The sequence below is a fragment of the Nocardia caishijiensis NBRC 108228 genome (assembly GCF_001612825.1).
GTDB classification, from domain to species: Bacteria; Actinomycetota; Actinomycetes; order Mycobacteriales; family Mycobacteriaceae; genus Nocardia; species Nocardia caishijiensis.
On record NZ_BDBE01000027.1, the window covers coordinates 70,510 to 96,328 of the forward strand.

Consider the following 25,819-nt stretch of genomic DNA (forward strand, 5'->3'; position numbering starts at 1 on the left):
ACTTCCGTCCGAACGAAAGACCGTCATGCCTATCCCCCCGATCGCGCCCTATCCGATGCCGAGCGCCGACGAGTTCACCGCCGACCAGGTCGACTGGACCGCCGAACCAGGGCGCTGCGCCCTGCTGATCCACGATATGCAGCAGTACTTCCTCGACGCCTACGACCTCCACCGTGATCCGGCCCGCACCCTGATCGCGAACATCGCGCTGCTGCGCGACCGCTGTCACCAGCTCGACATCCCGGTGATCTACACGATGCAGCCGGGCAACCAGCACCCGTCGCGGCGCGGCATCCTCGCCGACTTCTGGGGCAGCGGAATGGCCGAGGGTGCCGACACCCAGGTGATCAACGCTCTCGCGCCCGAACCGCAGGACATCCAGGTGACCAAATGGCGCTATTCGGCGTTCCAGCGCACCGACCTGCGGGAACTGCTCGGTTACTACCAGCGCGACCAGCTGCTGGTGACCGGTGTCTACACCCACATGGGCTGCATGCTCAGTGCGGCCGAGGCCTTCATGGGTGACGTGCGGCCGTTCCTGGTGCACGACGCGACCGCGGATTTCAGCCGCGACGAGCACGTGATGGCGCTGAACTACGTGGCCCGGCGGTGCGGGGCCGTCGTCGGCACCGCCGAGCTGCTGGGTCAGCTGGATCCCGCGCACGTCGAAGCCGACGCCTGACACCCGCGTCGCGAACAAGACCAATCCGACTACGCCCGCGTCGCTGCCGGACTCGTCCCGAGTCCGGCAGCCGCATGGGTGCACGACATTGATGAAGGAGTTGCTGTGGGCTCGGTGGAACGGGACGACGTGAGCGCCGAACATCCCGGATTACCGCTCACCGGGGCGCAATCGGGTATCTGGAACGCCCAGCGCCTCGACCCCGAGTCGCTCAGTTATCTGGTGGGCGAGGTGCTCGAGATCTCGGGCACCGAGCCGATCGATCTGCCGGTGCTCGACACCGCGATCCGCCGCACGATCGCCGAAACCGACACGATGCGCCTGCGTTTCAGCGAGACAGCCACCGGGCCACGTCAGCGGATCACCGACTCCGCGCCGGAACTGCGCCCGCTCGTCGACCTGCGTGGTGAGGCCGACCCGGTCGCCGCGGCGCACCGGCTCGTCGCCGCCGAACGGGAACGTGCCGCGACCGTGTGCCGGGAGATGGTCGACCGGCAGCTCTACACCTACACACTGCTGCGGCTCACCGACAACGACGTGTGGTGCGTCCAGCTCTACCACCACCTGATCATCGACGGCTACAGCGCCGCCATGGTGTCACGGCGGGTCGCGGCCCACTACACCGCGCTGCGCCGAGGCACCGAACCGCCGCGGTTGCGGTGGGGCTCGATCGAGACACTCGTGGCCGAGGACCTCGAATACCGGGAGAGCCAGGCACATCGGCACGACCGCGAGTACTGGCGCGACCGGCTCACCCCGCTACCTCCGCTGGACGGTCGCGGACGGGCGCCCGAGGGCGTGGTCGAGCAGACCCACGAGGTGCGCGCCGTCCTGGACGCCGACCTGATGGCTCGTGTCAAAACGGCGGCCACCGCGGCCGGTATCACCTGGGCCGACGTGCTCGTCGCCGGGTACGCGGGTTTCGTACACCGATTGCTCGGTGAGACCGATGTGGTCATCGCGCTGCCGGTGATGGCGCGGGTCGGCAAGACCGCGCTCACCACCCCGTCGATGGCGGTCAACGTTCTGCCGCTGCGGGTTTCGGTGTTCGGCCAGGACCGCCTGGGCGAACTGGGCAAGCGGGTGGCCGACGCACTGCGAGAGATGCGCGCCCATCAGCGTTTTCGCGGTGAGGACCTGGCCCGCGAATTCGGTGGCGCCAAGACCGGAGCACTGCTGCACGGCATCGGGGTCAACCTCAAGGCCTTCGACTTCGCCCTCGATTTCGACGGTGCCACGGGCACTCTGCGCAATGTGGCCGGTGGACCACCCGAGGACCTCGGCCTGACCGTCACGCCGCTGTCGCAGGACCGCATCCAGCTCGGCTTCGAGGTCGACGCGCGGTCCCTGGACGCCGCGACGGCGCGGCGCCGGATGGACGCGCTGGTCACGCTCATCACCGAGCTGGTCGACGCCGACAAGCCCATCGGTGCGATCACCCTGTACCCGGCCGAGGTCGCGGCGCGCGGCGCCGGGGCGCACGCCGGTGCCGACCTGCCCGGTCGTCCCGACGACGTCGTCGAAGTCTTCGACCGCATGGTCGCGGCCCGGCCCGACGACCTCGTGCTCGTCCACGGCGACCGACGACTCACTGCTGAGGATCTCGGTGCGCGGGTGCACCAGTTGGCGCGATACCTGCGTGGACGGGGCGTCGGCCCCGAGGACATCGTCGGCATCGCCCTCCCCCGCTCGGTGGACCTGGTGATCGCGCTGCTCGCCGTGCGGCACGCGGGCGCGGCCTTCCTCATGCTCGACACCAGCCACCCCGCCCAGCGCCTGGCCGACATCATCGACGACGCCACACCGGCGCTGATCCTGACCGACGAGGTGGTCGCGGATCACCTCGCGTCGGCCGTGAGCGGCGATACTGCCCCCGCTGACCTGCTGCAACTGTCGGACAGTGCGATTCGGGCAGCGATCACCGAGTTGCCGAGCGACCCACTGGCAGCAGCCGAACTCGCCGCGCCGCGCTCGGCCGGACACCTGGCCTACGTGGTGTACACCTCGGGCTCCACCGGCAAGCCGAAGGGTGTGCAGATCTCCTGCGGCGCCATGGCCCAGCTGCTGCATCATCACCGCGCCACCGTCTATGCCGATACCGCCGCCCGGGTGGGTGGGCGGCAACTGCATGTCGCGCACACCTACTCCTTCGCGTTCGACGCGGCACTGGACCAGCTGCTGTGGCTGTGGTGTGGGCATCGAATCCACCTGTACGGCAGCGATGTCCAGAAGGACGCGGCCGCGCAGATCGCCGCGTTGCAAGCCGATCGCATCGATGTCGTCGACACCACCCCGTCGATGGCGACCGCCCTGATCGACAACGGGCTGCTCGGCAGCGCGCACCGCCCCGAGCTGCTGCTGCTCGGTGGGGAGGCGACACCGCCCGCACTGTGGTCCACGATCGTCGCGTCGAAGGTGGTGGCGCGCAACATGTACGGCCCCACCGAGGCCACCGTCGACGCCTTGAGCGCGCCGGTGACCGGCGCGGTGCCGCATGTCGGCGACCCGCTCGCGGGCACCCGCGCCTACCTGCTCGACGGCGCGCTGCAACCGGTCCCGGACGGTGAGATCGGCGAGTTGTACCTGGCGGGACCGCAATTGGCGCGCGGCTACCTCGGCCGCATGGTGGTGACGGCGGAACGATTCGTCGCCGATCCGTTCGCCGCCGGTGAGCGCATGTACCGCACCGGCGACCGGGCTCGTCGGCTTCCCGGCCATGGGTACGACTATCTCGGGCGCGCCGATTCCCAGATCAAGGTGCGTGGCTACCGCGTGGAACTGGGCGAGGTCGAAGCCTGTCTCGGTGCGCTCCCTGGCGTGGCCGCGGCGGCCGCGACCATCCGCAAGTCCGGCGACAGCACCCGCCTGGTCGGCTACCTCGTCCCCGAAACCGGTCGCACCCTCGACGCCGACCAGCTCCGTCACCGGCTGACGGCCCTGGTCCCCGACCACCTCGTCCCCTCGGCGCTGGTGATCCTCGACGCGCTGCCGACCACCGTCAACGGCAAACTCGACCGCGCGGCCCTGCCAGCACCCCAGCTCACCTCGACGGGACGCCCTGCGCGTACCGAGCGGGAACGGGCACTGTGCGGAGTCGTCGCCGAGGTCCTCGGACTGACGCGGGTCGACGCCACCGACGACTTCTTCGGCCTCGGCGGTGACAGCATCACCGCCATCGGCGTGAGCAGCCGCCTACGCGCCATCGGCTGGGATGTCCAGCCGAAAACCCTTCTCGCCCAACGTGATCTGGCCACCATCGCCGCCACCGCCCAGACCGCGGCGGCGCGGACCGACACCCCCACCCAGGACGAACCGACCGGGCCCGTACCGGCCACACCCATGGTGGCAGCCCTGCTCGCCGCGAACACCGGTTCGAGCACGATCGCCGGTTACACCCAGTGGACAGCCCTCACTCTCCACGAGGGTCTCACCCTCGACGACCTCACGTCCGGCCTGCAGACCCTCCTCGACCGTCACGACGCCCTCCGCCTCGTCCTCGACCGATCCGGCGCCGGACTCGAGGTCGCCGCGGTGGGCACCGTGCGCGCGGCCGCCCTCGTCAGCGAGATCGTCGCCGACGCGAACCAGCGGCCCGAACCAGCTCTCGACTCGGTCGCGACGGCGCTGGCCGGGGAACTGGCGCCCACCGAGGGTGTGCAGATCCGCGCGGCACTGGTGCGCACCGGGCCCGGCGGCGCCGATCGGTTGGTGCTCGTCGCCAATCACCTGGTGGTCGACGGTGTGTCGTGGCGGATCCTGGTACCCGAGCTGCACGAGGCGTGCTCGGCCGCACGGGATTCACGTCCGGCGCGACTGCCCGCGAAGGGGAGTTCGTGGCGGCGGTACGCCACGTTGCTCGCCGAGTCCGGTGGTGCGGGTGAATTCCGCTCGGAGCTGGCGCACTGGGAGCGCGCGCTCGGCGACGCGAGTGTCGCGACGCTCGGGGAACGGGGACTCGATCCCGCTGTCGATCTCGTCGAGAGCGCGGAACAGACACGGACTTTCGTCACACCAGCGGTCACCGACGCCTTCCTCACAACACTGCCGACCGCCTACCGAGCGAAGACCGACGAGGTCTTGCTCGCCGCCCTCATGCTGGCGCTCAACGCCTGGCGGCACGAGCGCGGCGAGGTGCTCGAATCGGGCCGACCGGTCGCCGTCGAGGGACACGGACGCGAAGCACTGCGTCCCGACACCGATTTCGCGGGCACCGTCGGCTGGTTCACCAGCGAGTTCCCGGTGTGGACGCCCGCGACCGGCATCGACGACCCGGCCGGGCTCACCGAGGCGCTGTCCGGCGGCGCGGCGGCGGGCCGGTTGTTGCGCGCGGTCAAAGAGGCCAAGCGCGCTGTGCCCGGGAACGGGGTCGGTTACGGCGTGCTGTGCAGGCTCGACCCCGAGACCTCGCCACGATTCGCCGACCGCCGCGCCCCGGAGGTCCTGCTCAACTACCTCGGCCGGTTCGGTGGCGGCGGGGCACCTGGTTGGAGCCTGCCCGCACACGACGCGTTCGCGGTGACGGAACCACCGGAGAAGACACTCACCGAGGTGCTGTCGCTCAATGTCTTCGTCCACGAATCCGCACAGGCCGGTGGGCCGCGCCTGGCCGTGGAATGGACCGCCGCGAGCCGGATTCTCGACGCCGATCAGGTAGTAGAGATCCAGCGGCACTTCGAACTCGCGCTCGCGGCGTTCGCCGCGCACGCGAGGCTGTATCCCGGCGGGCTCACTCCGTCGGACAGCCCCGGGGTGACCGTCGGGCAGGAGACCATCGACGCGCTCGAGCGCACCCACGGTCCACTGGCGCACCTGCTACCGCTGTCACCGTTGCAGGAAGGGTTGCTGTTCCACGCGATTCGCGACGGCGCCGACGACGTCTACACGCTCAGTGCCCGCGTCGACCTGCACGGACCGCTGGACGGGCACCGGTTGTCGGCGGCCTTCGACACCGTCGTCGGCCGACACCCCACCATGGCCGCGGCCTTCCACTACGAGGGCTTGGATCAGCCGGTGCAGGCGGTGCCGAGGGCGGTCGGAATGCCTTGGCGTGAAGTCGATCTCGCCGATCTGCCGTCGCACACCGCGTACGCCGCCGCCGACCGGATCGAAGCCGAGGCGATCCGGCACCGGTTCGCTGTCGACCGGTCGCCGATGTTGCGCGCCACCCTGGTCCGTCTGCCCGACGACGCGCATCGCCTGGTCCTCAACACCCATCACCTGGTGATCGACGGATGGTCGACCCCGATCGTGCTGCGCGAGGTCCTGGCCACCTACCACGGTGACGACCTCCCCCCGGCCCCCGCGTACAGCGACTACCTGACCTGGCTCGACACCCGCGACCATCAGGCTGTCCGCGCCGCCTGGTCGCAGCGGCTGACGGGGCTCGAAAAGCCAACCCTGATCCGCGACGAAATGCCCTCCCGTGCCGCTGACCGCGCGGGCGAGGGGGCCGAACAACCGGCCGACGCGACCCTTGCGCGGGACGTCCGGCAGTGGCACGTTCCGTTGCCCACAGCGCTCGCCACCGAGCTGGCCGAGCTGGGCCGCCGCCGCGCGCTCACGATGAACACCCTGGTGCAGGGCACGTGGGCGCTGGTGCTCGCCGCACTCACCGGCCGCACCGATGTCGTGTTCGGCGCGACGGTCTCCGGTCGCCCCGCCGAACTTCCGGGCGTGGCGGGCATGGTCGGCCTGTTCGCCAACACGGTGCCGGTCCGCTGTCGCATCGCACCGGCTCGCCCGCTGCTCGATCAGTGGGCCGACCTGCAGGAAAACCAGTTCGCCATGCAGGAGTTCGACTACGCGAGCCTCGCCGAGATCGAACGCGTCGCGGGGCTCGGCACTCTCTTCGACACCCTGGTCGCCTTCGAGAACTTCCCGAATTCCGGTTCGGGACAACCAGACTCGCACGACCTGCGGCTCGGCGACTTCCACAACCACGGCAACACCCACTACCCGCTGACCCTGATCGCGCCGCCGGGCGACCAGCTGACGCTGGTCATCTGGTACGACCGCGCAGCCGTCCCCGAAACCGTCCTGCGCAACATCGCCGACCGGATCACGGCGATCCTGACCGCCGTGGCCGCCACACCGCAGACCGCGCCGAGCCAGTTCCTCGAGCCCTTCCCCGGTCGGCCGATCGACGCCGCCGCAGCCACCCCGGACGCCATCAGCGCACCGCAACCAGCGGGCGCGACGGCCGCCGCCCCGGCGAAGGAGACCAGTGCCGGGCCGATCGTCGAATCGGCAGCACGGCCCCGCCCCACTGGTACGACGCTGGCCGAATGGGGCGTCCCGGTCGATCCAGCCGCCCCGGCGATCACGGCTGAGGGTGCCACCATCGACTTCGGCGAATTCGACGCCAGGGCCAATCGCCTTGCGCGGTGGCTCATCTCGCGCGGCGTAGGTCCCGAGACCGTGGTGGCCGTGGCCATGCCACGCACTGTCGATTCGGTCGTCGCGGCACACGCGATCTGCCGGGCCGGTGGCGTCTACCTGCCGGTGGACCCGGAGCAGCCCGCACAGCGGATCCAGCAGATCCTCGACACCGCCTCTCCCGCGATGATTCTGCGCTCGCTCGATGAGGCGGGCCTCCCCTCGGCCGACGACCGCGAGCAGCACGGGTTCGCCGATACTCCGCTCACCGATGCCGACCGGCTCGCCCCGCTGCGCTCCACCAACACCGCCTGCCTGCTGTTCACCTCGGGCTCGACCGGCACGCCCAAGGGTGTCAGCCTGTCGCACGCGGCGATCATCTCCACCTTCGACTGGCTGCAACGCGAAGTCGGGTTCGGTCCGGGCGACACCATGCTCTACCGGACCCCGCCGATCTTCGACGCCTCGCTCATGGAGATGTTCCTGCCGCTGCACGTCGGCGCCCGAATCGTGCTGACGCGTCCCGGTGGCCACCGCGACCCCTACTACCAGGCACAACTCATGAGCGCGGAGCGGGTGACCGCGATGTGGATGACCACCTCCATGCTCACGGTGCTCGCCGAGGAGGCCGACCTCTCCGGGTGCGCGGACCTGCGCTGCGTCCTGACCGGCGGTGAGGTGCTGCCACCGGCGACGGCGCAGCGGATGCGCGCGCTCACCGGCACCGCGGTGTACAACTTCTACGGCCCCACCGAGGCCGCGATCGGGTTCACCTTCCACAAGACCGTCGACGCCGACACTACGTCGGTGCCGGTCGGTGCCCCGGCCGACGCCATCCGGATCCTCGACGACCACCTGCGGCCGGTCCCCGAGGGCACCGTCGGCGAGCTCTACATGACCGGCAGTCGATTGGCGCGCGGCTACCTGGCCCGCCCCGACCTCACCGTCGCCGCCTTCGTCGCCGACCCGTTCGGCAGCGGCGAAAGGGTGTACCGCACAGGCGATCTGGTGAAACTGAACGCCGACGGCGAACTCGAGTACATCGGCCGCACCGACAGCCAGGTGAAGTTGCGCGGCCAGCGCATCGAACTGGGCGATATCGAAGCAGCCTTGCTCGCGTGCCCCGGCGTCGCCCATGCGGTGGTACAGCTTCGGGAGGACGCACCGGGCGATCAGCGCCTGGTCGCCTACCTCGTGGCGAAGTCCGCGATCACACCGGACACCGATACGGTCCGCGAGCAGCTGCGAAACACGCTGCCCGCGTATATGATCCCCGCCGCGATTGTCGTTCTGGAGCACATCCCCCGTACAGCGACCGAGAAGATCGATCGACGCGCGCTGCCCGCACCGGAGTCACACACCCCGGACGGCCGCATCCACACGCCGACCGCCACCACGGCCACTCCCGACGTCGCCACCGGCCACCTCGGCGTCGCCGACGACCACGCGACCGTGGCACAGGATGTCGACGGACCACTCGACACCATCCGCGCGGCGATGGCCGCTGTCCTCTCGGTCGCCGAGATCGGCGCCGACGACGACTTCTTCGACAAGGGCGGCCACTCTCTGCTCGCCGTGCGACTGGTCGGCCGACTCACCCGCGCGAACCTGCCCGTAGTCCTCGATGATGTCTTCAGCGCCCCGACGCCCCGCGCACTCGCGGCCCGCATCGGCACGGCCGACCCGGCCACCCCGACGAAGGACGGCCTCGCCGGTCTGGGCCGCCGCCTCGATCCGGTACTGGAACTGCGCGCCGAGGGCTCGGTGGCACCGCTGTTCTGTATCCACCAGATCGGCGGCACCGCCTGGAAATACGCGCCGCTGGCCAGACTGCTGCGCGCCGAACGACCCGTCATCGGCCTGCAGATGCCCCACCTCACCGAGCCGACCACCCGGACCCGCACACTCGACGACCTGGCGCGGTACTACCTGGCCGCCGTCCGCCGCATCCAGCCGCACGGCCCGTACCACTTCCTCGGTTACTCACTGGGCGGCAACCTGGCCCACGCGATGGCCGCCATCCTCGAAGCCGAGGGCGAGCAGGTCGCCTATGTGGGCCTGCTCGACTCACACCCGCTGTCGAACCTGACCGAACGGGCCGCCGCGACCCTGGCGGATCCTTCCGGAATGGCCACCCTGGTACCCGAAATCACTGAGTACCCCATCGAATTGGCATCGGTGGTGACTCAGGCCGCGACCGAGCTGCTGCGCATGGTCACCGAGTCCGAATCCCCTTCCTACAGCGGCCCGATGGCCCTGTACTGCGCGGACAACGGCCTCGAACCCGAGCGCGTGCACGCCCAGCTCACCGGCTGGCAGGCGGCGGGCGCACGGCTGGTGGTCCGACGACTGCCCTACACCCACAACGAGATCGCGATGCCGACCGGCTGGATCGAAGTCGCCGCGCTCATCGACGCGGATCCCGCGATCCGCACCTGAACTTTCCACCTGGATAGAAAGAAGGAACAACTCCTATGTCAGCGCACCGAATGACGGCCCGCATGCGTGCCGCCGTCGCACTCCTGATCGTCGCGGTCACCGCGACGGCCGTCGGCTGCGGCACCTCCACCTCCGAAGAACCGGCCGACGCCGGAACGCGCCAGGTGGAAACCGCCAAGGGTCAGATCACCGTGCCCGCCGACCCGCAGCGCATCGTGGTGCTCAACGGCGCCCTCGCCGGATTCCTCTACGACCTCGATGCCAACGTCAAGGCCGCGGACCCGCGCATTCTCGGCGTCACCCTCGCTCCCGGCGAGTTCCCCCCGGCCTGGGCCGCCGACGCGAACGAGCAGGGCACCGAGGCGGTCCCCTCCGGTGACGATCTCAACCTGGAGTTCATCGCCGCCCAGCGACCCGACCTCATCATCGGCGGCGGCCCCGGCTTCCCCGGCCTGCAGACCATCAAGAACTACGACAAGCTCAGCGCCGTCGCGCCGACCGCCCTCGTCCCCTCGGATCTCGCCAACTGGCAGGACCAGCTGAAGACGGTCGCGGACTTCGTGAACCGCCCCGACAAGGTCGAGCCCATGATCACCGCCTACAAGGACCGGGTCGCGGAGGTGAAGGCCAAGCTGAAGATCCCCCAGGGCGCGACCTCGGTGATGCAGTCCCAGGCCGACGGCAAGCCCATCCTGCTCGCTCCAGGCACCCCGCTGTCCAACCTCCTCGCCGATGTCGGCTTCACCATCGACGACAAGATCGAGGCCAAGGCAGGCAACCCGCCCCGCACCCAGGCGGGCGACTGGGTCACCTTCAGCCCCGAACTGCTGAGCACCGTCGCCGACGCCCCGGTCCTGTTCGTGATCCTGCTCGACGGCGGCCGCAACATCCCCGCCCTGAAACAGGACCCGGCCCTGGCCATGCTCCCCGCGTTCCAGAAGAACCAGGTCTACGAACTCCCCGCAGCCAGCAAGCGCCCGGACTACCGCCAGTCCATGGCCACCCTCGACCTGCTGGCCGACACCTTCAAGTGAGCTGATTGCCGACCACCCCGCTCGCAATCCAGCAGGCGGGGTGGTTCGCATTTCACCGCAGCTCCCGCCCATCGCACACCCGTCGCGAGACGATGCCACCGCCGGGCGACAACACTGTCTCGCTGACCAGCTTTCCGTCCTGGGCGTATTCCACCCAGAGCCCGACCGCGCGACCGGCGGAGTACTCCCCAGAACTTCGCATCCCACCACTGAAATACCAACTGCGGGTCGGTCCGTCGCGCCGTCCATCCACATAGGTCTCCAGCGCGACGATCGGACCGCTCGCCCCGATCCGCTCGATCACCGAACCGCTGAACAGAACACCGTCGTATTCGGCGCGACCGTACCCACTGTCGATCGACAACAGCGGATCGCTCATGTCGACCGCATCACGCGGAATTCCCTTGCGCGTCAACTCGTCCCAGATCTCGATGATCTGTCCGTCCTCGTCATAGACCACCGACGACTCCAGCCCGTCATCGAAGTCGTACCGGTCGACACGACGCAGACGGCCCGACGGATACCGCTCATTCCACACCCCGTGCGGACGGTTCGCTGTGAACATTCCGTCATACCGTTCGACACCGTCGGGATACCACCCGGTCCAGGTGCCGTCCCTGTCACCGTCGATATAGCTCCAGAATTCACGCGGCCCACCCACCGACCCGACCTCGACAAACCCGGTGAACGGCACACCCCGGTACGACAATCGCCCGGTCTCCCCATCGATCACCACCCCCGGATCATCGCGGTCGATCAGATAGTCATCGAAATCCGCCACAGCCATACCCTGGCAGAAGTGCGTCGCGAACACTGCGACGAACCCGCTCGCCGACAACAGCGAGAGGCCCCGCCGGTGCAATACCGGCGGGGCCTCTCGTGTGTGAATCGCTTGTCTTACAGCGCCTTCAGTTCCTCGGTGACCGCACCGACGGACTTCTTGGCGTCGCCGAACAGCATGGAGGTGTGGTCGGCGTAGAACAGCGGGTTGTCGATGCCTGCGAAGCCGGAGTTCATCGAGCGCTTGAGCACGATGACGCTCTTGGCCTGGTCGACGTTGAGGACCGGCATGCCGTAGATCGGGCTGGACGGGTCCTCGCGGGCGGCGGGGTTGGTGACGTCGTTGGCGCCGATCACCAGGACCACATCGGTGCGGTTGAACTCACCGTTGATGTCGTCCATTTCCTTCATCGCGTCGTAGGAGACCTCGGCCTCGGCCAGCAGCACGTTCATGTGCCCGGGCATCCGACCGGCGACGGGGTGGATCGCGTACTTGACCTCGACACCCTTGCCTTCCAGCAGCGACGCCATTTCCTTCACCGCGTGCTGCGCCTGGGCCACGGCCATGCCGTAACCGGGCACCACGATGACCTGGTTGGCGTAGGCCATCTGGATCGCGGCATCGGCGGCGGAGGTCGCCTTGGCCGACTTGGCCTCACCACCGCCCGCGGCGGCCGCGCCACCGCCACCACCGAACCCACCGGCGACGATCGCGGGGATCGACCGGTTCATGGCCTTGGCCATCAGGTTGGTGAGGATGGTGCCGGACGCGCCGACGATCATGCCCGCCACGATCATCGCGGTGTTGTTCAGCGCCAAGCCCGCGGCCGCGGCCGACAGACCGGTGAGGGCGTTGAGCAGCGAGATGACGACCGGCATATCGGCGCCACCGATCGGCAGCACCACCATCAGGCCGAGCACACCGGCCAGCACCAGCAGCGCGATCATCCAGAGTTGCGACACGCCACCGTCGTTGGCGCCCAGACCGATCACCACGGCACACACGATGGAGCCGAGCAGCAGCAGCAGGTTCAGCGGCTGCTGCAGCTTGCCGATGCCGATCGGCTTGCCGGACAGGATTTCCTGCAGTTTCGCGAAGGCGATGATCGAGCCCCAGAAGGAGATCGAGCCGATCACCGCGGCGAACAGCGAGCCGATGATGATGTGGATGTTCGGTTCGTCGTGCAGCGCGGAGAAGCCCGAGCTGTCGATGAATTCGGTCCACGCGATGAGCGCGACGGTGCCACCACCGACACCGTTGAACGCCGCGACCAGCTGCGGCATCTCGGTCATCTTGGTGCGCACGGCGGGCGGAACACCCAGCGCCACACCGACGACCAGACCACCGGCGATCAGGATCCAGTTCAGCATCTCGGTGTGCCGGATCGAGATCAACGTGGCGACGACGGCCAATGCCATACCGACGGCGGCGATCTGGTTGCCGCGCACGGCGGTCTTGGGGCCGGTGAGCCCCATCAGGCCGTAGATGAACATGGAGAAGGCCACGATGTAGAGGCCGTTGACCAGGTAGGTCATATTGTCGACTGCGTGCATCACTCGGCCGCCTTCTTCTTACCCTTGAACATGCCGAGCATGCGGTCGGTGACCACGAAGCCACCGATGACGTTCAGCGTTCCGAACACCACGGCGACGAACAGGATCACCTGCACCAGCAGGGAGGGGTCCTTCACATTGCCGAGCGTCACCAGCGCGCCGAGCACGACGATGCCGTGGATGGCGTTGGTGCCCGACATCAGCGGGGTGTGCAGGGTGTTGGGGACCTTCGAGATGACGGCGAATCCGACGAAGCCGGACAGCACGAGAATCGCGATGTTCGCGAGAAGTTCGGTGTACATCAGGCTTCCACCTCACGGGTGACACAAGAATCGGCCAGCACCTGATCATCGAAATCAGGCGCGAGCTTGCCGTCGACCAGCATCAGTTCCAGCAGCGCGGCGATGTTCTTGGAGTACAGCTCCGACGCGTGCTCGGGCATGGTGGCGGGCAGGTTCAGCGGCGAGGCGATGGTCACCTCGTGCTTGACGACGATCTCGCCCGGCTCGGTGAGCTCGCAGTTGCCGCCGGTCTCTCCGGCCAGGTCGACGATCACGCTGCCGGGCTTCATGCCCTCGACCGCGGCGGCCGTCACCAGACGCGGCGCCAGGCGACCCGGCACGAGCGCGGTCGTGATGACCACGTCGAAACCCTTGATGGCGTCTTCCAGCGCCTGCTGCTGCTTGGCCTTCTCCTCCTCGGTGAGCTCGCGGGCGTACCCACCCTCACCGGCGGCGTCGATGCCGAGATCGAGCCACTGCGCACCGACGGAACGCACCTGGTCGGCGACCTCGGGACGCACGTCGTAACCGGTGGTGCGACCACCGAGACGCTTGGCGGTCGCCAGGGCCTGCAGGCCTGCCACGCCGACACCGAGCACGAGAACCGTCGCGGGCTTCACGGTGCCCGCCGCGGTGGTGAGCATCGGGAAGAACCGGGTCGACTCCGACGCGGCGAGCAGCACGGCCTTGTACCCGGCCACATTGGCCTGCGAGGACAGCGCGTCCATCACCTGCGCGCGCGAGATACGCGGGATGGCCTCGACCGCGAAAGCCTGCACACCGGCCGCCTTCAGCGCGCCGATCTGGTTCTCCGCGTTGCGGGGAGCGAGGAAACCGATCAGCGTCTGCCCCGACGACAGCTTGGCCACCTCGGCATCGCTGGGCGGAGCCACCTTCACCACGACATCGGCCGACCACGGATCACCGATCGTCGCACCGGCCTCTACATAGGCAGCGTCGGGAATGAGCGCGCCGAGGCCCGCACCGGCTTCCACGATCACCTCGACACCCTGCTTGGACAGGGTGGGGATGATCTTGGGTACCAGGGCGACTCGCCGCTCACCCACGCCGGACTCGCGAACGACTCCGACACGCGCGCCGCGTGGCGAAACCTCGCCAACGTTTTGCGTTGTCTCCACTAGTCAGACTTCCTTTTCGTGCTGGCTTCGAGCCTGGGAACAACGGTTCAGCCGACGTTACCGGTCAGTAAGTTCAACTGAAATCCTCGCAACTGTACTCGGCTCGCGGTGAGCCTAGCGGAGATGCCCGTCACAGCGGAGAACTGGACTCTTGACCATAAAACGGACAGAGCGGACCTGTTTCCGCAGCGACAGCCACTTTCTCGGCTCGCCGGGCGCCGGGTGGCGCCTGACTACACATTCGTAGCCGCAGGTAGGCAAGGACAAGAACGCACACGCAGGTCCGCTACTTACCTGGACGTGAGAGTGCGGGTAGGACGCTCGGCAACCCGACCCGACGTGATGTGTGTCATGCAAGGACTGTTGCGCGCCGACGGCCACACCGTAGGGTGCACCGTGTGAACGACTGCGTCTTCTGTCGGATCGTGGCCGGTGCCGCGCCTGCGACCAAGGTCTACGAGGACGACGCGGTCTGCGCGTTCCTCGACATCCGGCCGATCACCCGGGGCCACACCCTCGTGATTCCCAAGACCCACGCCACCGAACTCGACGATCTCGATCCCGATCTCGGCGCACGGGTCTTCCGCGTCGGCCATCATCTGGCCCGTGCCCTGCGCCGCGGCGGGCTGGCCAGCGACGGCGCCAACCTCGCCATCAACGACGGCACCGCGGCCTTCCAGACCGTCGGCCATGTGCACCTGCACGTGGTGCCGCGCAAGCACGGTGACAAACTCGGTTTCGCCAAGGGGTTCCTGCTGCGACGTCCGCACGAACCCACCTCGACGGCGGCGGCGATCCGGGCGGGCCTCGACGCGCTCGACGCCGAGGCGAATACGCCGGGGCGGCAACCGGATCGGCCGGGCCCGTCGAGCGAAGCAGAAGGAGTACAGGGATGACCGAACCGACACCGCCGCGTGAGCAGCTCACCGACCTCCTCGCCCAGCAGTGGGAGGCCATCGCCGCGCTGGTCGCCGACCTCGACGAAAAAGCTTGGCGCCGACCGTCGCCGCTGCCGGGCTGGACCCTGTTCGACGTGGTCGCCCACGTGATCGGCACCGAATCGTGGCTGCTCGGCCGCACCCCACCCGCCCATGATCCGTTGCGCCCCAAGACCGACGTGCGGACCCTGCCGCACGTGCGCAACGAAGTCGCCGTGCTCAACGAGATCTGGGTCGACCGGCTACGTCCGCTGTCGGGCAAACGACTGCTCGCACTGTTCGACGAGGTCACCGAGCAGCGCCGGGCCGCTCTCGCCGCCATGACGGAGGAGGCGTGGGAGGCGCCGACGGTGTCACCGGTCGGGCAGGTGGCCTACGGCCGGTTCATGCGGGTCCGGCTGTTCGACTGCTGGATGCACGAACTCGACCTCGCCGACGGGATCGGCCGCAGCATCGATGAGGGCGGCGCGCGAGCGGAGGCGGCGTTCACCGAACTCACGCTCGGGCTCGGACGCGCGGTGGTGAAAGGCGCCAAGGCGCCGGATGGTTCGCGGATCACGATCGATCTCACCGGTCCGGTCACCCGCCAGGTCCACCTGGCGGTGGAGGGCGGACGCGGTTCGGTACTCACCGCGGCCGACGGGGAACCGACAGCCGTGATCCGTCTGGATTCCGGTCTCTTCGCGCGTCTGCGCGGCGGGCGGCAGTCGGCGGCGACGCACCCGGGCAAGGTGGTCGTCGAAGGCGATGCCGCACTCGGCGACCGGCTCGTCCAGAATCTGGCCTTCACCATCTGATGCGGTTGTTCCTGGCCTCCTATCGGTTCGGCGGCTTCGCCGAGCGGCTGGCCACGCTGGCGGGCGGCAAGGGCAGGGTCGCGGTGATCCCGAACGCGTGCGACGCCTGGCCCGCGGCGTGGTCGTCGGCCGTCGCCAGCGACATGGAACCCCTTCGCAGGCAAGGCTATTCGCCCGAGGTGCTGGATCTGCGCGACTACGTCGGGCAGCCCGCGCAGCTCGAGCGGCGGCTGCGCGAGTTCTCGATGGTGTGGGTGCGTGGCGGGAACACCTTCGTGCTGCGCGCCCAATTCGCCCGCAGCGGAGCCGATTCCGTGCTGCCAGCACTACTGTCCGAGGACGCTGTGGCCTACGCGGGGTACAGCGCCGGTGCCTGCCTGCTCACACCCGATCTGCACGGACTCGAGACGGTGGACGACCCGGGCGAGGTCCTGCCCGCCACAGGGACGGCGCCGCGCTGGGACGGGCTCGGGCTGGTGGATCGGCAGCTGGTCGTGCACCTGGACTCGGCGACCGATCCGGACGGCGAGTCGGCGAAAATGCTTGCGCGGTACGAGGAAGAAGGGGTGCCACACTGGGCGCTCACCGATGACGATGTCGTCGTGGTCGACGGTGAACGAACCGAGGTCTTGCGCGGGTCGTCCGGAAATGCGGCGTCCGGCCCGAGGTGACCAGTCCGCCCGGTCCGCGTCGTGCGGAATCGCGCGGGGTCAGCGTACCGAGTCCACGTCGGTCAAGGCGGTGTCCGTCGGGGCGCTCCGGCGGAACACGATCCAGCGCATCGCGCAGTACATGTACACGGCCTCGCATCCACCGGCCAGCAACCGCGCCACGTGGTACTGGAGACCGAGCGCGGCGAGACCCGAGCCCACCCCCAGGATGAACGCCAGGTAGTTCACCACGACCACGACCACATACACCGCCGCCTGCTTGCCCATCGGGGCGTGCGAGTGGAAGTTGAAGGTGCGGTTGAGCAGAAAACTCAGACCGAACGCGACAATGTAGGCGCACGTGATCGACAACCACACGGGCAGCCCGAAACCGTCGTGCAGCAGGGTGAGCAGCAGCAGGTCGACGCCGAAGGTGAAGCTGTTGATCAGGGCGAAGCCGAGGAAGGTCGCGGGCACATAGCGATCGAGCCCCCACGGCAGCCGGGCGACGACACCCTCGCACCAGCGGGTGAACCGGTCGGCCGCCGAATCGGTGACACTCGCGTGCTGCTCCACTCGCCTCAGCGTGCCAGCGGCACATGACATCGAGGTGAGCAGCGGGCAAACGTCCCGGACGTCAGCCGCCGACCGCCGCGACCCGCCCGCGCTCGAGCGCGGTCCACTCGGCGAGGCAGCGGCGGCGGGTGAATTCGTCGGCCTCGGCCAGCAGGGCGTCGCGCAGCACGACCGGGTCGGCGGCCCACGAGCTCGCGATCTCGGCGAGCGCGCGCAGATCGAACAGACCCGTCGACTCGAGCGCGGTCATCCATTCGTCGTGGTCGCCGGTGTACACGCGACGCATCGCGTCGGCCTCGAGCTCGGCACCGAGAAGGGCGCCGACCAGCTCGGCCCGGTCCCGAGGTTCCCTCATCATCCGATCCTCCCTGCGAAAAACGGTGCGGCACAACGACATCGCGTACGCGATGCGCAGGCAACGGAACAAGAAACACACCGGGCGGCCCCGACAGATCACACCCTCCCCTGCATTGTGACCAGTCGGACGCCGTATACACCAACCGGCCGCGCCGAATCACAGTCATGCCCGCGCACCCTTGTTCGGACACACATCACATCTGGACGGTTGATCACCACGCTCGGGTGGTGTTCGGCACTCCGACGATGCCGCCACCAGAGCGTGGTGATCGCATGATCGGGAGGGCGTCGGCGGGTTAGCGTTAGGAATGGATGATCGCCGGGTGGATGTGGATTCGCTGGTTTCGGAGGTTTCCGAGGGGGCCGTGGTCGTCGACGCCGAGGTGATGGAGGGGTATCGGCACGATTGGGCTCGTGATCCCGAAGCGGGGACACCGGTCGCGGTGGTGCGGGCGCGCGGTACCGCCGATGTGTCGGCCACGCTGCGGTGGGCGCACGCGCGGGGTGTGCCGGTGGTGCCGCGCGGGGCGGGGTCGGGGTTGTCGGGTGGCGCGACGGCGGTGGACGGCGGGATCGTGCTGTCCACGGAGCTGATGCGCGGGATCAGCGTCGATCCGGTGACCCGGACGGCGGTGGTGCAGCCGGGCCTGCTCAACGCGGAGGTGAAGCGGGCCGTCGCGACGGAGGGGCTGTGGTACCCGCCGGACCCGTCGTCGTTCGAGATGTGCTCGATCGGCGGCAACGCGGCCACCAACGCGGGCGGACTGTGCTGCGTGAAATACGGTGTCACCACCGATTACGTGCTCGGCATGGAGGTGGTGCTCGCCGACGGGACCGTGGTTCGCCTCGGCGGGCCACGACTCAAGGACTCGGCGGGGCTGTCGCTGACCAAACTGTTCGTCGGCAGCGAGGGCACGCTCGGTGTCATCACCGAGCTGACGCTGCGCCTGCTGCCAGCCCAGCCGCCGCAGGCGACCGTGGTCGCCGGTTTCGCCACACTCACCGCCGCCACCGACGCGATCCTCGCGATCACCTCGGCGCTGCGGCCCGCGATGCTCGAGTTCATGGACACCGTCGCGATCAACGCCGTCGAGGACGAGATGCGGATGGGGCTGGACCGCACCGCCGCCGCGCTGCTCGTCGCCCGATCGGACGCACCGGGTGAGTTCGCGGCGCTGGAAGCGCGGACGATCGTCGGTCTGTGCGAAAAGGCCGGGGCGACAGAGGTTTTCCACACCTCCGATGCGGCGGAAGGAGAAGCCTTCACCGCCGCGCGGCGGTTCGCGATTCCGGCGGTGGAACGCATCGGTCCGCTGCTGCTCGAGGATGTGGGCGTGCCGTTGCCCCGACTCGGTGAGCTCATCACCGGCGTCGCCGCCATCGGCGAACGCAACGATGTGCTCGTGTCCGTGATCGCGCACGCGGGTGACGGCAACACCCATCCGCTGATCGTGCACGACCCAACCGATCCGGACAACACCGCCCGCGCCCACCGCGCCTTCGGCGAGATCATGGACCTGGCCATCACCCTCGGTGGCACCATCACCGGCGAACACGGGGTCGGCAGGCTCAAGAAGGCCTGGCTTCCCGACCAGGTCGGTCCGGAGGTGATGGCACTGACCCGCCGCATCAAGGACGCGCTCGACCCGACGGGCATCCTCAACCCCGGCGCGGTCCTGTAGGAACATCCGCCGACCGCGACGGGTTAGCATCCGGTATGACCACCAGGCTCGAGCACAACGTCGCCGATACCCGCTACGAGATCTACCTCGACGACGTCCTCGCGGGATACGCCGACTACGCCGAACGCGAGGACACCAAGGTCCGCGACTTCCACCACACCATGACCTTCCCCGAGTTCCGGGGCCGTGGAGTCGCCGCCGACGTCGTCAAATACGGTCTCGACGACGCGCGCGCCAACGGTTACCAGGTCGTGCCCACCTGCTGGTACGTGGAGAAGTACATCAGCGAGCACCCCGAATACGCCGAACTGGTCCCCTGATCACGCGGTCTCGCGGGCCAGCTGGTCCACCGCGATCTCGTAGACCCGCCGCAGCACCTCGAGCTCGGCGGTCTGACTCTGTTCCGACATCGAAGACAGCATCACCAGCGCCGAGACCACGTACTTCCCCACCCTGGCGACCACGCGTTGCTGAGCGACCGGCGTCCGCACCGGCGGTGCGCCCTCGATGCGCGTCTCCTGATTCCCGTTCGTGCGGATGACAACGGCTTCTGTCGCGACAGTCTTGGGTGCCTCCACCGTCGAGACCGCCATCTTCAACGTGCGGTCCCCCGTGCTCGCCTCGACGTTCGCGCAACGCCGCACCAGATCGGTCAAACCCGCGACCGCCGAGTCGGATTCGACGATCTGAACGAGGAACACCGCCGGGCTCGCCCCCGAGGCCACCGACTCCCGCGCACCCGCACCGACCGGATTCTCGATCAGCGGGCGACACACGTCGTCGGTGAACGTGAGCGGCAGGGCTGTCCCCGCGTCCTCGGCGGTGATACTGGCAGGCTTGCCCACCAGCGAATACCCGGCCGGATACTCGGCCAGCCGAGGCAACGACTTCAGCGCGACGATCCCCGGCGCCTCCTCGGCCGCGCACCCGACCACCACCGCCCCGACCCCCACCACCGCGGCCCACCGAGCCATTCGGTTGCGACGCACGCCATCACCTCGAGAATCACCCGGCCGCATTCCCGGCCACTCGCGGGCTCACGCTAGTGAACCGCGCTCGCGGCGGAGGGCTCCCCGTCACGAGCTGTGCCGACTACCAAAAGACGCGCACATCCTTCGGGTCCCCGGAACACGAAACCCCCGGCAGTAATCCTGCCGGGGGCGTTCGAGGTCGGGATCAGCGCAGGATCTGGCGGCTCATGACGAGGCGCTGGATCTGGTTGGTGCCCTCGTAGATCTGGGTGATCTTGGCGTCGCGCATCATGCGCTCGACCGGGAAGTCGGTGGTGTAACCGGCGCCGCCGAAAAGCTGGACGGCGTTGGTGGTGACCTCCATGGCCACATCCGAGGCGAAGCACTTGGCGGCGGCGGAGATGAAGCCGAGGTTCTTCTCGCCGCGCTCGGCGCGGGCCGCGGAGGTGTAGACCATGAGGCGAGCGGCCTCGACCTTCATCGCCATGTCGGCGAGCATGAACTGGGTGTTCTGGAAGTCGGCGATGGCCTTGCCGAACTGCTTGCGATCCTTGGTGTAGGCGATCGCGGCGTCCAGGGCGCCCTGGGCCAGGCCGACGGCCTGCGCGCCGATGGTCGGGCGGGTGTGGTCGAGAGTCTGCAGCGCGGTCTTGAAGCCGGTGCCGGGCTCGCCGATGATGCGGTCACCCGGGATGCGGCAGTTCTCGAAGTACAGCTCGGCGGTGGGCGAACCCTTGATGCCCAGCTTGTGCTCGAGCGGGCCGACGACGAAGCCCTCGTCGTCCTTGTGCACCATGAACGCGGAGATGCCGTTGGCACCCTTGTCGGCGTCGGTCACCGCCATCACGGTGTACCACTCGGACTTGCCGCCGTTGGTGATCCAGCACTTGGAGCCGTTGAGGACCCAGTCGTCACCGTCGGCCTTGGCGCGGGTGCGCATGGAGGCGGCGTCGGAACCGGCCTCACGCTCGGACAGACAGTACGAGGCCATCTTGCCCTCGACCAGGTCGCCGAGGACCTTCTGCTTCAGCTCCTCGGAGCCGTTGAGGATCAGGCCCATGGTGCCAAGCTTGTTCACGGCCGGGATCAGCGAGGACGAACCGCAGACGCGGGCGACTTCCTCGATCACGATGCAGGTGGCGACCGAGTCGGCACCCTGGCCGCCGTAGGCCTCCGGCACGTGCACGGCGTTGAAGCCCGCGGCGTTGAGCGCGGTGAGCGCCTCCTCGGGGAACCGGGCGTTGCCGTCGACATCCTTGGCGTAGGGCGCGATCTCCTTCTCGGCCAGGCCGCGGATGGCCTGCCGCAGCTCGTCGTGGAAGTCCTCGAGCTTGAACAGGTCGAAATCGGGGTTTCCAGCCATCGAAGGCACACTCCTGGTTCTGGTGGTGTTCGCTGCGCCTCGCACAGCGGGCTTACGTCGGCACGCAGTGCCAATCCACAGAGGATTATACGCGCGGCACTCCATCGCTACATGGGGATATGGGTGTGGCACCGAGTGTCACGAATGTGTGATGTTGCGAGCCCGTCGGCTCACAGGTTACCGAGGCGGGCGGTGAGCCGGTCGGCCAGCTCGCGCGGCGGCATGTCGCGCGGGAACACCGCGACCACCAGCTCCTCCCCCTCGGCCGCCGCGCGCCTGCCCCGGGGAATCAACGCGAGCTCGGTGCGCAGGTCGGTCACCGCGGCCCCCGGCTCGCCACGCACCATCCGGCGCAACAGGTAGTTGTGGGTGGCGGTCACGGCGGCGGTGAACTGCACCCGCGCCAGATCCGGCGTCTCCGGTAGCCGTTCGCGCAGGAACTCGGTGAACAACCGCTCGTACCGGAACACCGTGACGATCTCGCGCTCCCGCAACGCGGGCACCCGCCGCACCACCTGATACCGCCGCCCCGCGATGTCGCGCCACTGCGTGAACCGCTCGAACACCCCGATCACGGCCTCGCACACGGCATCCCACGGATCACCCGTCGCCTGAGCCAGGAACTCCTGCGCCGACACCAACTGGAATTCGTGATCGGCGAAGATCACGTCCTCCTTCGACCGGAACTGCCGAAAGAACGTCCGCCGGGAAATCCCCGCAGCCACCGCGATCTCGTCGACCGTCGTCGCCTCGTACCCCCGCTCGGCGAACAACCGCAACGCCTGATCAACCACCGTCAGCCGAAACTGCGCCGCATCATCCTGTGCCACGGACGTCAACCGTAGTCACCGCCCCGCAGTCACCTCACACGACACCGACAGACGTCCGCCGGAACTCACTCCCCGAACAAGTCGGCGACCGAGGACACGTCCAGCGCCCGGCGCAACCAGGTTGCCAACTGTGCCTCGTCCTGACAGCTACGTATGCGATCCGCGGCCGCATCGGTGACAACCACGCCCCTGTGCCGCAGCACCATGAGCACATCTTCGGCGCGCCCCATGGCGAGGCCCTCAGCCCGCCCTTGCGCCCTGAGCTTCTGCGCGGATTCGGAGCGGAAGAACGAGAGATCGGTGGCCATGTAGTTCCTCCAGGTCTCGGCGGCTGCGGTGTGTGAGATGCCCTGCTCGATCAACTCGACGTAGAACTCGGTCGTCTCGTTGCCACCCATTCGGCGGATTCCTGCGACGATCGCTTCCAGTATCGCACCGATATCCGCTTCGCGGGCATGGGTAACAGCCGACAGTGCCGCCAAAGGGAGGTCTTGGACCACGAGGGCGGGGTCGATAACGGCAGGAACGTTGTGCGGGCCGAGTACCAGCGGGTACAGGGTGATCGTGGTCCAGAATGTGTGACCGATTTTCATCGGGGTGCTCGCCCACCGCGCCGTGACGTGGTCATGGCAGATGACCACGAGAACGACGGGAAGATTGTACTTGTTGCGGAGAAAGGTCACGTAATACGACCACGAATCGGGCCGCGAATCATCCGGCGCCGACTGCGCTTCTATCACCATCAGGAATCTGTCGTTGACAGTGGTGATGTCGAGAACCGTGTCGGCCCGCCGCTCGACCGGTGCCGTTTCGGTGAGGTCGACGGAAAGCTGTTCCACTGCTATCGGTTTGGCGAACGGCAAGTTCAGCACGGTGAACGCGTGGGCGATCGCCGCGGCGTCGTGCTGGAAGATTCGATGCATCGCTTCGTGCGATGAGGTCACCATGAGCGAGAAGGTACGCGCGGTCGAACATCAGTACGAAAAGTGCGGTGATTCGCGGGAATTCGGCGATTCGGGCAGCGGCCTCGGTGTCGGTCGATTGGTGAGGGCGCGAACCAGTTTCGTCATGCCGTCGACAACTACGTCGGCATCGCCGCCGGTGGCGAGACGACGGAGTTGGAGGCCGATGAGGGTGGCTACCGCCAGGGCCGCCATCGACTCGGCGTCGTCGACGGCGAGGGCGTGGAGGACCGTGGTGGCCAGGCGGTCGTATGTGGCGAAGAATTCGGCGGTTGCCTCGTGCTGCTCGGTGTATCGCGCGGCTTGGACGAAGAGTTCGAACCAGGCGAGGTGGTCGCCACCGAAACCGGTGCCCGAGACCACGTCGCCGAGCAGCTCGGCGACCTGCCCGAGGTCGGAGGTGCTGGCGGCGGCGTGGTCGGCGAGCTGGGTGAACTTCACCGTTTCGTCGGCGACGAAGGCCGCCATTCCCGCTTGGACGAGGTCGCGCTGGGTGGCGAAGTGGTAGGTGAGGGTGCCGAGCGACACCCCGGCCTCGGCGGCGATCCGCCGGTTGGTGACCGCGGCCGCGCCGTCGGCGCCCATGATTCGCACGACCGCGGCGATGATCTGTTCGCGCGTCGATCCCGGCATGACTTCTCGCTTCCCGCGCGGCTCTCCTCGCGCTATGGTGAATTCGTTCGTTCGTTCGAACGAACGATAGCAAGGATCGGAGCCCGCGATGGCCACACACGACCGCCCCTTCCACCAAGGCCCCTTCGACGACCTGCCCGCCCATCCCAACCGACCGCACGCCTTTCTCGACCTGCCCGCGAAGGAACTGTCGATGCGTTCGACCAGGTACGGCCGACAGCGGATTCGTTACCGCGACACCGGTACCGGGCCGCCGCTACTACTCGTGCACGGTTTGATGACCACCTCGTACTCGTGGCGGTACGTCATGGCGAGGCTCGGTGAGCATTTCCGTGTGGTCGCGGTCGACCTGCCTGGATGCGGAAACAGCGAAGCACCACCCGACGCCACCTTTCGGGGCGCGGAGATCGGGGAATGGCTGGCGGAATTCCAGCGTGCACTCGGTATCGAAGGCTGTGCGGCGGTGGGCAATTCGATGGGCGGACTTCCGCTGCTCCATCGCGTACTCGAGGACCCGACGGCTTTCGAGAAGGTGGCGATCCTGCATTCGCCGCTACTGCCGGAATTCAAACACCGCGCCCTTGCTGTCGTGTTGGCCTTGCCCGGCGTCCGATCAGGGCTCGCCGCCTATGTGCGACGCCAGCCTTACCGCTGGGCCCACCACCGCACGCATTATTTCGACGAGACGGTGAAATCCCTCGAAGAGGCAGGCGAATACGGCTCCCCGTTGGCGACTTCGGCCGGCTCACGGGCCTTCGTCAGCCACCTGCGCGACGGCCTCCACCCCCGCGACCTCACCGCTCTCGCCCGCAGGCTCGCGGCCCTCGACGAGTTCCCGGTACCCCTGCTCGCCGTCTACGGCACCGAACCGGACCCGATCGTGCCCCCACAGGTCGCCGTCACCTTCGCCCGACACCTACCGACCGCCCGAATGGTCCGGATCGACCGGGCATCCCACTTCGTCCACGTCGACCGCCCCGACACCGTCGCCGACACGATCATCGAATTCCTTTGTGCCGAGCAAGGGTCCGCCGACAACCCATGCCATCGCCCGTTACAGCGCGATGGGAGCCCGGACAACAGGACGTGAACTCGGCTGAACCGGACGGCTCACCTGTATTGCACGTGTCGCCGGCCGAGGCAGGCTCGTTTCGGAACCGGTCGGCGGAAGGAGCCGATTTCGCCTTTCAGCCCAGGAGTTTGGTGCGCAAGGCTTCGTCCTTGGCGAGGACCATTTTTTCGAGGCCCGCTTGGAATTGCTCCATGCGGGTGCGCAGGGGTTCGTCGGTGGTGGCGAGGATGCGGACGGCGAGGAGGCCCGCGTTGCGGGCGCCGCCGATGGAGACGGTGGCTACGGGGACGCCTGCGGGCATCTGGACGATGGACAGGAGGGAGTCCATGCCGTCGAGGTATTTCAGGGGGACGGGAACGCCGATGACGGGCAGCGGGGTGGCGGAGGCGACCATGCCGGGGAGGTGGGCGGCGCCGCCGGCGCCCGCGATGATCACCTTCAGGCCGCGGCCCGCGGCGTCGCGGGCGTAGTCGAGCATGCGCTGGGGGGTGCGGTGGGCGGAGACGACGCCGACCTCGAAGCGGATACCGAACTCGGCGAGGGCCTCGGCGGCGGCTTCCATGGTCGGCCAGTCGGAGTCGCTGCCCATGATCAGGCCGACCTGGGGTCCGGTGGTGCTCATCTGAGATTCCTTTCGGCGGAGGTGCGGTGCGCGGGGTTGTCGTTCAGGTGAGGTTCACACACCGACACCGAAAGCCGGTGCC

Annotated in this window: 21 protein-coding genes; 9 read left to right on the forward strand and 12 right to left on the reverse strand. The window is 68.3% G+C overall.

Features of this window, described 5'->3' with window-relative positions:
• The first annotated feature begins 25 nt into the window (after positions 1-25).
• The 3 genes from NC7_RS10930 to NC7_RS10940 all read left to right on the forward strand — a co-directional run bounded on the left by NC7_RS10930 (position 26) and on the right by NC7_RS10940 (position 10,530).
• Positions 26-682 carry an isochorismatase family protein gene (locus NC7_RS10930; RefSeq protein ID WP_067981543.1) on the forward strand — a complete coding sequence of 219 codons (657 nt, stop codon included), beginning with the start codon at positions 26-28 and terminating at the stop codon, positions 680-682.
• Between the two features lie 105 nt (positions 683-787).
• A complete protein-coding gene (locus tag NC7_RS10935; protein WP_067981544.1) occupies positions 788-9,496 on the forward strand; it encodes a non-ribosomal peptide synthetase in 8,709 nt (2,902 codons plus the stop codon).
• Between the two features lie 35 nt (positions 9,497-9,531).
• Positions 9,532-10,530, forward strand: a complete 999-nt coding sequence (locus NC7_RS10940) for an ABC transporter substrate-binding protein (protein ID WP_067981545.1) — start codon at positions 9,532-9,534, stop codon at positions 10,528-10,530.
• Positions 10,531-10,582: 52 nt separating this feature from the next.
• Here NC7_RS10940 and NC7_RS10945 read toward each other — a convergent pair whose 3' ends face one another.
• The 4 genes from NC7_RS10945 to NC7_RS10960 all read right to left on the reverse strand — a co-directional run bounded on the left by NC7_RS10945 (position 10,583) and on the right by NC7_RS10960 (position 14,284).
• Positions 10,583-11,311, reverse strand: a complete 729-nt coding sequence (locus NC7_RS10945) for a toxin-antitoxin system YwqK family antitoxin (RefSeq protein ID WP_157101936.1) — start codon at positions 11,309-11,311, stop codon at positions 10,583-10,585.
• Positions 11,312-11,427: 116 nt separating this feature from the next.
• Positions 11,428-12,846, reverse strand: coding sequence for an NAD(P)(+) transhydrogenase (Re/Si-specific) subunit beta (locus NC7_RS10950; RefSeq protein WP_067981549.1), 1,419 nt, complete (start codon positions 12,844-12,846; stop codon positions 11,428-11,430).
• 17 nt (positions 12,847-12,863) lie between these two features.
• Positions 12,864-13,166 carry an NAD(P) transhydrogenase subunit alpha part 2 gene (locus NC7_RS10955; protein ID WP_056818017.1) on the reverse strand — a complete coding sequence of 101 codons (303 nt, stop codon included), beginning with the start codon at positions 13,164-13,166 and terminating at the stop codon, positions 12,864-12,866.
• The gene (locus tag NC7_RS10960; protein ID WP_067981551.1) at positions 13,166-14,284 is read right to left on the reverse strand and encodes a Re/Si-specific NAD(P)(+) transhydrogenase subunit alpha; all 1,119 of its coding nucleotides are present in this window, start codon (positions 14,282-14,284) and stop codon (positions 13,166-13,168) included. Before NC7_RS10960 ends, NC7_RS10955 begins: the two co-directional genes overlap by 1 nt.
• Positions 14,285-14,682: 398 nt before the next feature.
• On the opposite strand from NC7_RS10960, the gene NC7_RS10965 reads away from it, so the two are divergent.
• From NC7_RS10965 to NC7_RS10975, 3 genes are read left to right on the forward strand one after another with little or no spacing between them, the layout of a single operon-like run.
• Positions 14,683-15,180 (forward strand): HIT family protein, encoded by a 498-nt coding sequence (locus NC7_RS10965; RefSeq protein ID WP_236573292.1) that lies wholly within the window; start codon positions 14,683-14,685, stop codon positions 15,178-15,180.
• Entirely contained in the window at positions 15,177-16,019 is an 843-nt protein-coding gene (locus tag NC7_RS10970) for a maleylpyruvate isomerase family mycothiol-dependent enzyme (RefSeq protein WP_067981553.1), read from the forward strand. The genes NC7_RS10965 and NC7_RS10970 overlap by 4 nt, the downstream gene beginning before the upstream one ends.
• Complete coding sequence (locus tag NC7_RS10975) at positions 16,019-16,690, forward strand: Type 1 glutamine amidotransferase-like domain-containing protein (protein WP_067981554.1); 672 nt, start codon at positions 16,019-16,021, stop codon at positions 16,688-16,690. Before NC7_RS10970 ends, NC7_RS10975 begins: the two co-directional genes overlap by 1 nt.
• 39 nt (positions 16,691-16,729) lie before the next feature.
• On the opposite strand, the gene NC7_RS10980 is transcribed toward NC7_RS10975, so the two are convergent.
• Positions 16,730-17,245, reverse strand: a complete 516-nt coding sequence (locus tag NC7_RS10980) for a GtrA family protein (RefSeq protein WP_236573291.1) — start codon at positions 17,243-17,245, stop codon at positions 16,730-16,732.
• A gap of 61 nt (positions 17,246-17,306) precedes the next feature.
• Positions 17,307-17,603 (reverse strand): hypothetical protein, encoded by a 297-nt coding sequence (locus NC7_RS10985; RefSeq protein ID WP_236573289.1) that lies wholly within the window; start codon positions 17,601-17,603, stop codon positions 17,307-17,309.
• Positions 17,604-17,988: 385 nt separating this feature from the next.
• Between NC7_RS10985 and NC7_RS10990 the strand changes: the two genes are divergently transcribed.
• Both NC7_RS10990 and NC7_RS10995 read left to right on the forward strand, forming a co-directional pair.
• On the forward strand, positions 17,989-19,284 hold the full coding sequence (locus tag NC7_RS10990; protein ID WP_373861242.1) for an FAD-binding oxidoreductase: 1,296 nt from the start codon (positions 17,989-17,991) through the stop codon (positions 19,282-19,284).
• Positions 19,285-19,319: 35 nt separating this feature from the next.
• Complete coding sequence (locus NC7_RS10995; protein WP_067981558.1) at positions 19,320-19,604, forward strand: GNAT family N-acetyltransferase; 285 nt, start codon at positions 19,320-19,322, stop codon at positions 19,602-19,604.
• Here NC7_RS10995 and NC7_RS11000 read toward each other — a convergent pair whose 3' ends face one another.
• The 5 genes from NC7_RS11000 to NC7_RS11020 form a co-directional block, all read right to left on the reverse strand.
• A complete protein-coding gene (locus tag NC7_RS11000; RefSeq protein WP_157101937.1) occupies positions 19,605-20,273 on the reverse strand; it encodes a hypothetical protein in 669 nt (222 codons plus the stop codon).
• 187 nt (positions 20,274-20,460) lie between these two features.
• Positions 20,461-21,618 carry an acyl-CoA dehydrogenase gene (locus NC7_RS11005; RefSeq protein ID WP_067981562.1) on the reverse strand — a complete coding sequence of 386 codons (1,158 nt, stop codon included), beginning with the start codon at positions 21,616-21,618 and terminating at the stop codon, positions 20,461-20,463.
• Between the two features lie 170 nt (positions 21,619-21,788).
• A complete protein-coding gene (locus tag NC7_RS11010) occupies positions 21,789-22,448 on the reverse strand; it encodes a TetR family transcriptional regulator (protein ID WP_067981563.1) in 660 nt (219 codons plus the stop codon).
• A gap of 65 nt (positions 22,449-22,513) precedes the next feature.
• On the reverse strand, positions 22,514-23,395 hold the full coding sequence (locus NC7_RS11015; protein ID WP_067981564.1) for a hypothetical protein: 882 nt from the start codon (positions 23,393-23,395) through the stop codon (positions 22,514-22,516).
• 27 nt (positions 23,396-23,422) lie between these two features.
• On the reverse strand, positions 23,423-24,043 hold the full coding sequence (locus tag NC7_RS11020; RefSeq protein WP_067981566.1) for a TetR/AcrR family transcriptional regulator: 621 nt from the start codon (positions 24,041-24,043) through the stop codon (positions 23,423-23,425).
• Positions 24,044-24,131: 88 nt separating this feature from the next.
• On the opposite strand from NC7_RS11020, the gene NC7_RS11025 reads away from it, so the two are divergent.
• Positions 24,132-25,133 (forward strand): alpha/beta fold hydrolase, encoded by a 1,002-nt coding sequence (locus tag NC7_RS11025; RefSeq protein ID WP_067981568.1) that lies wholly within the window; start codon positions 24,132-24,134, stop codon positions 25,131-25,133.
• Positions 25,134-25,230: 97 nt separating this feature from the next.
• Here the strand turns inward: NC7_RS11025 and purE are convergent, their stop codons facing one another.
• Positions 25,231-25,737: a 5-(carboxyamino)imidazole ribonucleotide mutase gene (purE, locus tag NC7_RS11030; protein ID WP_067981570.1), complete on the reverse strand. Its 507-nt coding sequence runs from the start codon at positions 25,735-25,737 to the stop codon at positions 25,231-25,233.
• Positions 25,738-25,819: the final 82 nt, after the last annotated feature.

Coding starts and splice junctions, on each gene's coding strand:
- NC7_RS11005 (WP_067981562.1), bottom strand. CDS start 21,618: ATGGCTGGAAACCCCGATTTCGACCTGTTCAAGCTCGAGGACTTCCAC.
- NC7_RS10970 (WP_067981553.1), top strand. CDS start 15,177: ATGACCGAACCGACACCGCCGCGTGAGCAGCTCACCGACCTCCTCGCC.
- NC7_RS10990 (WP_373861242.1), top strand. CDS start 17,989: ATGGAGGGGTATCGGCACGATTGGGCTCGTGATCCCGAAGCGGGGACA.
- NC7_RS10995 (WP_067981558.1), top strand. CDS start 19,320: ATGACCACCAGGCTCGAGCACAACGTCGCCGATACCCGCTACGAGATC.
- NC7_RS10950 (WP_067981549.1), bottom strand. CDS start 12,846: ATGACCTACCTGGTCAACGGCCTCTACATCGTGGCCTTCTCCATGTTC.
- NC7_RS11020 (WP_067981566.1), bottom strand. CDS start 24,043: ATGCCGGGATCGACGCGCGAACAGATCATCGCCGCGGTCGTGCGAATC.
- NC7_RS11025 (WP_067981568.1), top strand. CDS start 24,132: ATGGCCACACACGACCGCCCCTTCCACCAAGGCCCCTTCGACGACCTG.
- NC7_RS10975 (WP_067981554.1), top strand. CDS start 16,019: ATGCGGTTGTTCCTGGCCTCCTATCGGTTCGGCGGCTTCGCCGAGCGG.
- NC7_RS11015 (WP_067981564.1), bottom strand. CDS start 23,395: ATGGTGACCTCATCGCACGAAGCGATGCATCGAATCTTCCAGCACGAC.
- NC7_RS10940 (WP_067981545.1), top strand. CDS start 9,532: ATGTCAGCGCACCGAATGACGGCCCGCATGCGTGCCGCCGTCGCACTC.
- NC7_RS10955 (WP_056818017.1), bottom strand. CDS start 13,166: ATGTACACCGAACTTCTCGCGAACATCGCGATTCTCGTGCTGTCCGGC.
- purE (WP_067981570.1), bottom strand. CDS start 25,737: ATGAGCACCACCGGACCCCAGGTCGGCCTGATCATGGGCAGCGACTCC.
- NC7_RS10985 (WP_236573289.1), bottom strand. CDS start 17,603: ATGATGAGGGAACCTCGGGACCGGGCCGAGCTGGTCGGCGCCCTTCTC.
- NC7_RS10930 (WP_067981543.1), top strand. CDS start 26: ATGCCTATCCCCCCGATCGCGCCCTATCCGATGCCGAGCGCCGACGAG.